The sequence below is a fragment of the Thomasclavelia ramosa DSM 1402 genome (assembly GCF_014131695.1).
GTDB classification, from domain to species: Bacteria; Bacillota_I; Bacilli_A; order Erysipelotrichales; family Coprobacillaceae; genus Thomasclavelia; species Thomasclavelia ramosa.
In genome coordinates, this window is record NZ_CP036346.1 from 603,830 (window position 1) to 616,369 (window position 12,540).

12 protein-coding genes are annotated in these 12,540 nt (G+C 30.8%); all 12 read left to right on the forward strand.

Annotation, left to right across the window (positions count from 1 at the left end):
* The 12 genes from mngB (at position 1) to EYR00_RS02980 (ending at position 12,440) form a co-directional block, all read left to right on the forward strand.
* Entirely contained in the window at positions 1-2,568 is a 2,568-nt protein-coding gene (mngB, locus tag EYR00_RS02925) for a mannosylglycerate hydrolase (RefSeq protein WP_003538813.1), read from the forward strand.
* Positions 2,569-2,672: 104 nt separating this feature from the next.
* Positions 2,673-3,923, forward strand: coding sequence for an alkyl sulfatase dimerization domain-containing protein (locus tag EYR00_RS02930; protein WP_003538812.1), 1,251 nt, complete (start codon positions 2,673-2,675; stop codon positions 3,921-3,923).
* A 14-nt stretch (positions 3,924-3,937) separates the two neighbouring features.
* Positions 3,938-4,843 carry an NAD-dependent epimerase/dehydratase family protein gene (locus EYR00_RS02935; protein ID WP_003538811.1) on the forward strand — a complete coding sequence of 302 codons (906 nt, stop codon included), beginning with the start codon at positions 3,938-3,940 and terminating at the stop codon, positions 4,841-4,843.
* A gap of 38 nt (positions 4,844-4,881) precedes the next feature.
* Positions 4,882-5,205 carry a hypothetical protein gene (locus EYR00_RS02940; RefSeq protein ID WP_008792205.1) on the forward strand — a complete coding sequence of 108 codons (324 nt, stop codon included), beginning with the start codon at positions 4,882-4,884 and terminating at the stop codon, positions 5,203-5,205.
* Between the two features lie 223 nt (positions 5,206-5,428).
* Positions 5,429-5,869: a GNAT family N-acetyltransferase gene (locus EYR00_RS02945; protein ID WP_003538809.1), complete on the forward strand. Its 441-nt coding sequence runs from the start codon at positions 5,429-5,431 to the stop codon at positions 5,867-5,869.
* A gap of 33 nt (positions 5,870-5,902) precedes the next feature.
* On the forward strand, positions 5,903-7,072 hold the full coding sequence (locus EYR00_RS02950) for a GGDEF domain-containing protein (protein WP_003538808.1): 1,170 nt from the start codon (positions 5,903-5,905) through the stop codon (positions 7,070-7,072).
* Positions 7,073-7,470: 398 nt separating this feature from the next.
* Entirely contained in the window at positions 7,471-8,316 is an 846-nt protein-coding gene (locus EYR00_RS02955; protein ID WP_008792203.1) for an aldo/keto reductase, read from the forward strand.
* A gap of 80 nt (positions 8,317-8,396) precedes the next feature.
* The gene (locus EYR00_RS02960) at positions 8,397-9,242 is read left to right on the forward strand and encodes an aldo/keto reductase (RefSeq protein ID WP_003538806.1); all 846 of its coding nucleotides are present in this window, start codon (positions 8,397-8,399) and stop codon (positions 9,240-9,242) included.
* 16 nt (positions 9,243-9,258) lie between these two features.
* Positions 9,259-10,128: an aldo/keto reductase gene (locus tag EYR00_RS02965; RefSeq protein WP_008792201.1), complete on the forward strand. Its 870-nt coding sequence runs from the start codon at positions 9,259-9,261 to the stop codon at positions 10,126-10,128.
* A gap of 28 nt (positions 10,129-10,156) precedes the next feature.
* Positions 10,157-10,573, forward strand: a complete 417-nt coding sequence (locus EYR00_RS02970; RefSeq protein WP_008792200.1) for a flavodoxin family protein — start codon at positions 10,157-10,159, stop codon at positions 10,571-10,573.
* A gap of 17 nt (positions 10,574-10,590) precedes the next feature.
* Positions 10,591-11,565 carry an aldo/keto reductase gene (locus EYR00_RS02975; protein WP_008792199.1) on the forward strand — a complete coding sequence of 325 codons (975 nt, stop codon included), beginning with the start codon at positions 10,591-10,593 and terminating at the stop codon, positions 11,563-11,565.
* A gap of 2 nt (positions 11,566-11,567) precedes the next feature.
* A complete protein-coding gene (locus EYR00_RS02980; RefSeq protein ID WP_003538801.1) occupies positions 11,568-12,440 on the forward strand; it encodes an alpha/beta hydrolase in 873 nt (290 codons plus the stop codon).
* Positions 12,441-12,540 lie beyond the last annotated feature (100 nt).

Consider the following 12,540-nt stretch of genomic DNA (forward strand, 5'->3'; position numbering starts at 1 on the left):
ATGGCAAATCAAGTACACATTGTCCCCCATATGCATTGGGATCGTGAGTGGTATTTTTCAGCCGAAGAATCAAAGTTATTATTACTAAACAATATGGAAGAAATATTAGAAATGTTAGAAAATAATGAGGATTATCCTTATTATGTTCTCGATGGACAAACAGCTGTACTTGAGGATTATCTAGCATTAAAACCAAAAAATTTATCACGAATAGTTAATTTAGTGAAAAAAGGTAAATTAATTATTGGGCCTTGGTACACTCAAACTGATGAGATGGTTGTAGGTGGAGAGTCGATTGTTCGTAATTTATTATACGGTCATAAAGATAGTCAGACTTTTGGAGAACCTATGAATATTGGTTATTTACCAGATTCATTTGGTCAGTCAGGCCAAATGCCAATGATTTTAAACGGTTTTGGAATTACAAGAAGCATATTCTGGCGGGGAACGAGTGAGCGAATGGGTTCAAATAAGACAGAGTTTTATTGGACTAGTGACGATGGTTCAAAAGTCTTAACTCAACTATTACCACTTGGTTATGCAATTGGAAAATATTTACCCACAGATCTTGATGAATTAAAAAAACGTTGTGATAAATATATGCCAGTGTTACAAAAAGGAGCAACTAGTGAACATATATTAATTCCTAATGGTCACGACCAAATGCCATTACAAAAAAATATATTTGATGTCATTGAGCAGTTAAAAAGACTTTATCCAGATAAAAACTTCTTTTTAAGTAACTATGATCAGATATTTAAAGAATTAGAGAAAAAAGATAACTATGATATCCTTCATGGTGAACTGCTGGATGGTAAATATATGCGTGTACATCGTTCGATTTTTTCATCACGGGCAGATATCAAAACAATGAATACCGTAATTGAAAATAAAATTACCAATCTGCTAGAGCCATTGGCTTCCATTGCTTTTAAATTAGGGTTTGAGTATTTTGATGGGATGATGGAATCGATATGGAAAGAGATAATGAAAAATCATGCCCATGATTCAATTGGATGTTGTTGTAGTGATAAAGTACATCAAGAAATAAGCAGCCGTTTTACGATTGCTAATGAGAAAGTAGAGCGAATGATTGACTTTTATAAACGAAAGATTACTGATGCAATGCCTAAAGATATTGCGCTTGATAAACTAACGGTCTTTAATTTACTCCCTTATCCAAGAAATCGAGTGGTTCGCAGTGAAGTTATCACGAGAATGAAAAGTTTTAAAATTGTTACTAGTGAGGGTCATGAAATAGATTATCAAGTTATTAATAAAGAAATCATTGATGCTGGGTTAATTGATCGTCAGATTGTTCATTATGGGAATTATGATCCATTTATAAAATATACAATTGAATTTAAAGATAATTTTCCTGCGATGGGGTATCAGGCTTATTTAATTCAAGAAGCAGTAGAGCCAAAAGAAATTTTATTAGATAAAGTGGACTTTCTGGAAAATGAATACTATCAGATTAAAATTAATAGTAATGGAACTTTAAAAATATATGATTTAGTTAATGATCATACTTATGATTCCGTTTTATTGATTGAAGATGGTAGTGATGAGGGTGATGGTTATGATTATTCACCATTATTGGAAGATTATATCATAACTTCTAAAGATGCTAAGGCAGATTATCAAATCAATAGATCCAGGTATTCTACTACAGCTCATATAATTGTCGAAATGAAAGTACCAAAAGATTTAACAAGTCGTAAACAAAAGAAATGTGATACAAGTTTAAAAATTGAATTTCAAATAGAATTAAAACAAGGGGAACGAAATCTTGACATTACAACTAATATTGATAATACAGCTAAAGATCATCGACTTAGAGTACTTCTTCCAACTGATATTTGGGCTCAGGCCTCAGTTAGTGATAATCAGTTTGGGATAATTGAACGCCCAGTAAAAGATATGGCGATAGAATCATGGCAAGAAGATAATTGGAGCGAGCGGCCAGATAGTATTTATCCAATGCTTAGTTACGTTGCAATCAAGGGTTGTCCATTAGCTTTACTCACTAATTCAGTTAGAGAATATGAAGTAATTGGGGATAATTATAATACCCTGGCAATTACGTTATTTCGATCAGTTGGCTATTTAGGTAAAGAAGAATTAGTTCGGCGTCCGGGACGACCATCAGGAATTAAGATGCCTACACCAGATTCACAATTATTAAAACCATTAGAGTTTAGATTTGCGCTTGTTATTGAAAATGATCACGCTAAATTATCACGTTTAGCTAAAGATTATTTAACGCCATTAATTAGTTATAATAAAATGCCGTACAATGCGATGAAGTTAAATGAGGTTGATTTTAACACTCCATATACTTTCTCTCTGCTTCATGAAAATAATGAACTTACTACACTAAGTGTTTTAAAAAAGGCAGAATCTTCAAATAAATTAATTTATCGAACTTTTAATACTAATAATAAAGAGGTTTTAATTTCTTTAAATCATGATCTTAAAGATTTTGTTGATTTAAAAGAAGAGATAGTTAAGACTAATAATAAACTAAAAAAGAATCAAGTAAAGTCATTTATTTTAGATGATTAAATAAAACCGTAGTCCAAATGACTACGGTTTTGACAGTTACCTAAAGGTGCCTACTATTAAAAGACTAGATAATCAATATAATGATATATAAGGAGGAATAAGCAATGTTAGGTGAAGAAAAGTTAATTAATTTTACGAAAACAAACTATCAAAAGAAAATTACTAAAGTTAATGAACGGGTATATCATTTTTTGGGCTATGGACATAGTAATGCAATTGCGATTATTGGGGAAACTTCAATTATATTAATTGATACTCTTGATTCTGATTATCGTGCAAAAGTGATGAAAGATGAACTAGCGAAAATTAGTGATAAACCGGTTAAAACAATTATTTATACTCATGGACATCCTGATCATTTAGGAGGAGCAGGTACTTTTCGGGATACAGTTGTAGAAGTAATAGCATTTAAACCTCGAAAACCAATTTTAAAATACTACGATAGAATTAGTAAACTACTAAATCAACGAGGGATTTATCAGCATGGTTATGGATTAACAGATCAGGAAGCGATTAGTCAAGGAATTGGAATCCGTGAAGGAAAAGAAATTAAAGAAGGAAAATATGATTTTATAAAACCGACGACATATTATGAGCAAAAAGTGGTTGAACGAGTAATTGATGGAATTAAATTAAAGATGGTTAGTGCTGTAGGTGAAGCAGATGATGAAATCTATGTTTGGTTAGAAGATGATCAGATAATGTGTTGTGGAGATAATTATTATGGATGCTGGCCTAATCTTTATGCAATAAGAGGAACCATGTATCGCGATGTTGCGACATGGATTGATACTTTAAATGAGATTTTAAATTATCCAGCTGTTGCATTATTACCAGGACATACACGAGTTTTATGGCAAAATGAGATTAAAGCAATAGTGGGAACTTTTAGGGATGCCATCGAGGATATTTTATTTAAAACATTAGATTGTATGAATCAGGGAATGTCTTTGGAAGAAACTGTTAAAAATGTTAAATTAGCACCAATATATCAGGATAAAGAATATTTAGGTGAGTATTATGGTACTGTAGAATGGTCAGTGAAAAGTATTTATAATGGTTATGTAGGATGGTTTGATGGGGATCCTGTGAAGTTATTGCCACATCCAACTGAGGCTTATAATCAGGCGGTACTTGCTTTAATTGGTGATAATGATAAACTAATATTAGCTATTAAAAATTATATGGCACAAGAAGATTATCAAATGGCATTGCAATTAATTGAGTTATTGATGGTGCAAGATAATTCATTACAAATTATAGAACTGAAAAAACAAGCCTTATTGATGCGGGCTAAACAAGTGACATCTGCTAATGCTCGTCATTATTTAATTGCATGTGCTAAATCATTATAAAGTAAGGAGAGAATATGACAAAAAAGATTTTGGTAACTGGAGGAACAGTTTTTGTAAGTAAATTTGTTGCAACTTATTTTAAAAATCATGATTATGATGTTTATGTTTTGAATCGTGGAAATCGAAAACAGATTGAAGGAGTAAAATTAATTAAAGGTGATCGACATCATTTGGGAAATTTGTTAAAGGGATATGATTTTGATGTGGTTTTTGATGTTACTGCTTATACTAAACAAGATGTCAAAGATTTGTTAGAAGGTCTAAATGGGGTCAAAGATTATATTTTGATTAGTTCCAGTGCTGTTTATCCGGAAAGTTTATCACAACCGTTCAAAGAGGAGCAGAAGGTTGGAAGAAATTCTATCTGGGGAGATTATGGAAGTAATAAAATTGAAGCTGAAAACTATTTACTAAGTCATATTCCTCAAGCATATATTTTAAGGCCACCATATTTATATGGACCAATGCAAAATGTTTATCGCGAACCTTTTGTGTTTGAATGTGCATTAAAGAAACGTTCTTTCTATCTACCTAATGATGGTAAAATGTTATTACAGTTTTTTCATGTTGAAGATCTATGCAAGTTAATGGAAACCATTATTAAAAAGCACCCTCATGATCATATCATGAATGTTGGAAATAGCGAAATTGTTGATATAAATAAATTTGTTGAGTTATGTTATCAAGTTGTAGGAGTACCGCTAAATAAAGTATATGTAACTAAGCATGATAATCAACGTGATTATTTTAGTTTTCATAACTATAATTATGTTCTTGATGTAACTAAGCAAAATCAGCTGTTGCCAAGTCAAAAAAGTCTTTTCGAAGGATTAGAGGAATCATATCAGTGGTACCTTGATCATCCAGATGAAGTTGTTAAGAAAAATTATATAGAGTTTATTGATCAAGAGCTTATTTAAAATAATCTTAAATTTTATATCTAGGAGAATAATGTAGTATGTGGATTATCTTTGGAAGCTTGAGTATTATCTGTACTTTGATGAGCTGTCTGTCTATATTTAAAAGTCAAGAGAAGCTGAGGGCTTATTGGTTTTCGATTTTAGGACTTGTTTTTACCGTGCTTACTCTTTTAGCAGGGTATCAATTAGTAAGTAATTGGGTAAAGCATGAAGATTGGTCAGCATTATTGGATGTAGTACCGTCAATGTTTACAATTCTTACAATATATGTAATTACGATGTTGACTGCAAATATTATTGCACTTATATTAATAAGAGGTAAATCAAAAAATACAAATGATAACTTAATGAAAAAAAGATAGTTATTAATTAAATAACTATCTTTTTTACGTGATTATAGTAAAATAAAGTAAATAATAACTATTTATATATTGAAAGAAATAATGATAAATCATTTTAACAAATGTTGGAATTGAAAAGATTATGAAAAAATATATTAAACGTGTAGTTGCTATGGATGTTTAAAAAATTTATAATGCAGTATATTTATTTAAAGGATTTCTTTGAGTAATAAAGGAGGAGCTAATGGAAATAAAAAGAGTATTTGAACGAGACGAACAGTTAATTAGTTCACTTGTTACGGTTTGGGAAAGTTCGATTAGAGCAACTCATGATTTTTTTAGTGAAACTAATATTCGAGAAATAAAAAAGTATGTTTTTCAAGCAATTGAAGAAATTCCAATTTTAGTAGTTGCTGTTGATAATAAAGAAACATTGGCTTTTATGGGGATTGCTGAGGATAAATTAGAGATGTTATTTATTACAGCACAACGTCGAGGACAAGGTATTGGTAGGAATTTATTAGAGATAGGAATAAATGATTATGAGATCACTGAAGTCTGTGTAAATGAGCAAAATCCTCAAGCTCTAGCTTTTTATGAATATATGGGGTTTACTATTTATCGGCGAAGTGAATTAGATGAACAAGGGAATCCATTTCCAATTTTGTTCTTACATCGTCAATAAGAATTATAAATAGATATTTAGAAAGGACAAATTATGAAGTTGTTGTCATTAACTGAAAAGATAAAGCTAACTAAACAGCAAGAACTTGAATTTATTGATGTTCTCGAAGATGATATTAAGAAGTATTTTAGGATCCCGATATTTTTTATTATGTTATTTCAAATCTATAATATGGTCTATGTAAGTGTATATACGGATTTTACCTATTATACCAAGTCAAGTAAGATTTATATGCTTTTATACACACTCATGTTTATCATCTGTGTCTTAGGGTTGATTTTATTGCATAAAAAGAATGTTAAAAAGGGTTTATTGTTGAAAGTTCAAAATTACTATATTGTTTTTTTAATCATGTGGTCGCTAGCAGTAACGATATATGATAATCGTGTTTCTAATAACATTAGTGTGCATATTATTACAATGTTGAGTATTGCTATTCTTGTTTATTTACCGCCAAAATTATTTGTTCCTCTGTATTTGTTCTCTGATATTATTTTGATTACTGGAATTGAATTAGTGAAACATGGTGAACCATTGGGGAGTCATTATAGTATTTATGTTAATAGTACCTGGTTAACGATTATGGCTCTATTTGTTGGATATTATCATTATCAATCAATGCGACAAACTTTTTTAAATCAGAGTATCATTCTAGAAAAAAATAGGATGATTGAAGAAAAAAGTGCGGAATTAGATTTTATTGCCCATCATGATTCTTTAACGGGGCTTCAAAATCGACGTTATTTAGCTAATTGTTTAAATAATATTTATTTAGAGAGTCGCGATAGTCAGCTTAAAACAGGTGTTTTTATAATTGATATCGATGATTTTAAATCTTATAATGATACTTTTGGGCACATTAAAGGTGATGAATGTCTAAAGAGAGTTTCTAATGCTTTAAATTTATGTTTGAGTGAAGGGTTTTTGATTCGTTATGGTGGAGAAGAATTTGTTTATTTATTAAAAAATACAGATTTAGAAGAAATGCAAAGAATTGGTACAGAACTTTGTCATACTGTTGAACGTCTGCATTTATTAATGCCAAATACTTCAAGTCGTGAATATTTAACTGTAAGTATTGGTGGGGCAATAGGTGTTTTAAATGGAGAAGAAAGTTGGCAAGCAGTTTTAGAGCAGGCGGATCAAGCCTTATATAAAGCTAAAAATACTAATAAAAATAAATGTATATGTGCAGTCGAGTAATATATTTTATAGTTGGGTTATAGATTTGTTTATTAAAAATAGTTTTATGATTGGATAGGAGGTTTGAAAGAGACCTCTTTTTTTATTTAGTGATATTTTAAATTAATAACATTAAGTTTTTATTGACTTATAGTTAACTCTAAGATTTATACTATGTTTAAAGATAAATAAGGTGAGATGGAAATTTTAATTATTTAAAAAACCATATTTAACTTTTTATTCTTATCGATACAAGTGCATAATTTATAGTGCACTGTTAATCAGATAAAGATTTTTAGTATATAAACTAAATATATTTAAATGTAAAAGATTATGATTGAATCTTGAATTTAAAAATCAAATTATTAAAACAAGATTATTGAGACTAAAAATATATGGCTAGAATAGGGGGAAAAATAATGGAATATATAACTTTAAATAATGGTGTAAAAATGCCCATGGCAGGATTTGGAGTTTTCCAAATCAAGGATAAAGAAGAATGTGTAAGGGTTGTCCTGGAGGCAATTGAAACTGGGTATCGTTTAATTGATACAGCACAGTCTTATGGTAATGAAGAAGCTGTAGGAGAAGCAATCTTAAAAACTAATGTACCTCGAGAAGAGTTGTTTGTTACAACAAAAGTCTGGATTACAAACTATGGCTATGAAAAAGCTAAGGCATCGGTGGAGGAATCTTTAGAAAAGATGAAACTCGATTATATTGACCTAGTATTATTGCATCAGCCTTTTAAAGATTATCATGGTGCTTATCGGGCTTTAGTTGATTTATACAAAGAAGGAAAAATTAAAGCGGTTGGTGTATCTAATTTTTATCCGGACCGTTTAGTAGATTTATGTTTAGATACAGATGTTGTTCCTGCAGTGAATCAGGTGGAAGTAAATCTATTTCATCAACAGAATCAAGCATTAGAATATAATCAAAAATATGGTGTTCAATTAGAAGCATGGGCACCGTTTGCAGAGGGAAAGAAGGGAATCTTCACTAATGAAACATTAATGGAAATTGGTGAAAAATATAACAAATCAGTAGGTCAAGTAATTTTAAGATGGTTAGTCCAAAGAGGAATTGTGCCATTAGCTAAAACGGTGAGAAAAGAAAGAATGTTAGAAAATATTGATATTTTTGATTTTCAATTAAGTGAAGAAGATATGAAAACTATTACAAATATGAATAAAGATACGAGTTCATTTTTCTCTCACTATGATCCAGCAACTGTTGAGATGATCTGTGGTTTAAAAAGATAAATTATTAAAGCAAGATGAAAGCTAGATAGCTTTATAGTGAACTAGTCAGAATCTACAATATACTAGGAGGTAAAATATTAATGAGAATAATTGAATTGAGTAATGGTGTGAAGATGCCGATCATTGGTTTTGGAACAATTGGACAGTTTGGTAAACAAGTAGAAGATAATGTTTCTTTTGCTTTACAAAATGGGTATCGTTTGATCGATACAGCTAATCGCTATACTAATGAAAAAAGTGTAGGTAGAGGTATTAGTAAAAGTGGATTGGATAGAAAAGAAATTTTTATTGAGACAAAATTAGCTCCGACGTTTTATGAAAAAAGTAATGCTGTTGAGCAAACATTAGAACGGTTGGGAGTTGAATATATTGATCTGATGCTGTTGCATCACCCTTTAAATAATTATATTGCGGGTTATCAAATGATGGAAAAAGCTTATAAGGAGGGGAAAATCAAAGCACTAGGGTTATCTAATTTTAAGGTTGAACAAATTCAAGAAATTTTGGATATTTGTGAAATTAAACCAGTAGTAATGCAAATTGAATGTCATCCTTATTATCCGGCTGAAAAGGTAAAAGATTTTTGTTTTGAAAATGGGATTATTCTACAATCATGGTATCCTTTAGGGCATGGTAGTAATGAATTGTTAAATGAACCGTTATTTAAAGCATTAGCAATTAAATATCATAAGACAACGTCTCAAATTATTTTGAAATGGCACACGCAAATGGGGTTTAGTGCAGTACCGGGAAGTAGAAGTGCTAATCACATTTTAGAAAATATCGAGTTATTTGATTTTGTACTAACAAATGAAGAAATGTATGAAATAGCAAAACTAAATAAACATTGTCCATTTTATCAAATAACTGAAAAATCACAGCATATACTGGCAACAACAATTCCAGATGTTGACGGTGAGGAATAATAAGGGGGATAAGATTATGGAATATATTATTTTAAATAATCAAATAGAAATGCCAATTTTAGGTTTAGGGGTATTTCAAGTACCGGATAAAAAAGAATGTCAAGAAACTGTATTTCAAGCAATTAAAGCGGGGTATCGATTAATTGATACAGCAGCTTCTTATATGAATGAAGATGCTGTAGGAAATGCTGTTAAGCAAGCTATTGAAGCGGGAATCTGTACGAGAGAAGAGCTGTTTATTACATCAAAATTATGGGTGCAAGATATGCGAACATATGAAACAGCAAAACAGGGAATTGAAAATTCATTGAAAAAAAGTGGATTGGAATATTTTGATTTATATTTACTTCATCAAGCAATGGGAGATTACTTTGCTGCATGGCGGGCTATGGAAGATGCATATCATAAAGGAAAGTTAAGAGCTATAGGTGTTTCTAATTTCTATCCAAATATATTAACGAATTTTTGTGAAATTGTAGAAATTAAGCCAATGGTTAACCAGATAGAACTGCATCCATATTTTACTCAGGAGCAAGCAATAGAGACAATGAAATATTATGATGTTGTTCCTGAAGCATGGGCACCATTAGGAGGCGGTAGATATAATCCTTTTGAAGATGAGATGTTAAAAGGAATTGCTGAAAAATATCATAAGACAGTGGGTCAAGTATTACTTCGGTGGAATATTCAAAGAGATGTTGTTGTAATCCCTAAATCAACTCATATAGAGAGAATTATTGAAAATATTAATGTATTTGATTTTGAGTTGAATAATGATGAGATGAAAAAAATTTCATCCTTAGATATGGGATATAGTGGTTCACGGGCTAAACACTTTGAACCTGATTTTGTAAGGATGGTTGTTCATAGGAAAATCCATGAATAAAAAATAGATTATTAAAGGAGTGAAAAAAATGAGTATATTATTTATTAACGGAAGTCCTAATAAAAATGGTAATACGGTTGCTTTAAGTGAGCAATTTCTAAAGGGTAAAAATTATCAGACATTGCATTTAGTAGATTATAAGATTTATAGTTATGGTCAGCATTTTACAGATGATCAATTTGATGAAGTTGTTTTAGCGATGAGTAAAGCTGATACAATTGTAATTGGCTCACCGCTTTATTGGCATAGTATGTCTGGAGCTGTTCGTAATCTATTAGACCGGTTTTATCAACATGTTGATGAAAGTTTATTAAAGGGTAAAAACATGTATTTTATCTTCCAAGGTTATGCTCCAACGAAACAACAATTAGAAGCAGGGGAATATACAATGCAGCGTTTTGCAAATTTATATGGAATGAATTATCGTGGGATGATTACTGAATAAGAAAGGATAATGCTATGATGATAAAAAGACAGTTAGGGAAAACGAATATGTATGTCAGTCCGATAGGATTAGGCTGTATGGGATTTTCTCATGCTTATGGCTTAGCTGAAGATAAAGAGAGAGCAATTCAAACTATTAAGCAGGCTTATAAAATGGGTTATAATTTTTTTGATACGGCTGAATGTTATACTGGTGAGAATACTGATGGAACTATTTCTTATAATGAAGAGCTTGTAGGTGAAGCATTAAAGGAGGTAAGAGAACAGGTTGTTATTGCAACTAAATTTGGAGTTGAACATAAAGGGGATCATTTAGAATTAGATTCCTCACCAGAAAAAATATATGCATCGATAGAAGGATCATTAAAGAAATTACAGACTGATTATATTGATTTATATTATCAACATAGGATAGATCCTAAAGTTGAACCTGAAGTAGTGGCTGGAGTTATGAAGGAATTGATTGCAGCGGGTAAAATTAAAGCATGGGGAATTTCGGAGACAACAGAAGAATATTTAAGAAGAGCACATGCTGTTTGCCCAGTTACAGCTATTCAAAATAGATATTCAATGATGGCTAGATGGTATGAAGATTTATTCGTTGTTTGTAAAGAGTTAGGAATAACTTATGTAGCTTTTTCTCCAATGGCTAATGGATTACTTTCAGGGAAATTTACACCAGATTCTACCTTTGAAAAAGGGGATTTTAGAAATAATATGCCTCAATATCAAAAAGAAGGGTATGAAAAAGCAAAAAAATTATTGAATTTGTTAAAAGTATTATCAGAAAAGAAAAATTGTACTATGGCTCAACTTTCAATAGCATGGATGCTAAGAAAAAAGGATTTTATTGTGCCTATCCCGGGAAGCAGAAAATTAGAACGTTTAGAAGAAAATTTTAGAGCAGGGGAAATTGAAGTTACAATTGATGAAATCAAAGAAATTGATGCTTTATTAGATACAATTGATTTTGATGTCTTCGGCGGACATTAAAAATGAATATAAGTTCTAATACTACTATTCAAGAAGTATTAGAACTTCCAGCCTTTAAAACATGGGGAAGGTTACTATTTCCAATCAATAGACCGATAGCTCTAAATATGACGATTAAAGAATTAAGTTCGTCTAAAATTTATTTATGGTATAATTATATAGATGTGAATAAGACAATTGAGATTATAAATACACTCAATCACGATGCTCAAAATCATTCAATATTTTATAACATTTATTCTAAAGAAGAATTATTAAATGATGCTTCAAAAAGAGATGTAGGATTGTTCTTTTTTAAAGGAAGTAAAGATGCGCCTTTTGCAATATGCAATGCTGGTGGTGGTTTTGTATATGTAGGAGCAATGCATGATAGTTTTCCACATGCTTTAGAGTTAAGTAAGCGTGGGTACAATGCTTTTGCTTTGATTTATCGTGTTGAGCATCCGTATGAAGATTTAGCTAAGGCTATTTCGTTTATATATAATAATGCGAATATGCTGAAAATAGATAAAAGACACTATTCACTTTGGGGTGGGTCAGCTGGTGCTAGAATGGCAGCAGTATTGGGAAATAAAAAGTTTTTATCTTCATATAGTGAAATTGCTGTCCCTTCAGCCGAAGCTGTCATTATGCAGTATACAGGGTATGATTATGTTTCAAATGAAGATGCTCCAACTTATGCATGTATTGGAACAAACGATTATATTGCAGATCATATTCTTATGAAAAAACGGTTAGAGCACCTAAATAAATTAAATATTCCAACTGAGTTTCATTGTTATAAGGGTCTATCACATGGATTTGGCTTAGGCACAGGAACAATAGCTGAAGGTTGGATAGATGATGCCATTTACTTTTGGCAAAGACAATCGTAAATATGTTGAATAAAAAAGACTTTACAATTAAGTTAATTAATATTGTATCGTCTTTTTATTTGGTCATAAAGATAATGTTATTTGATGTTCATTATTATGG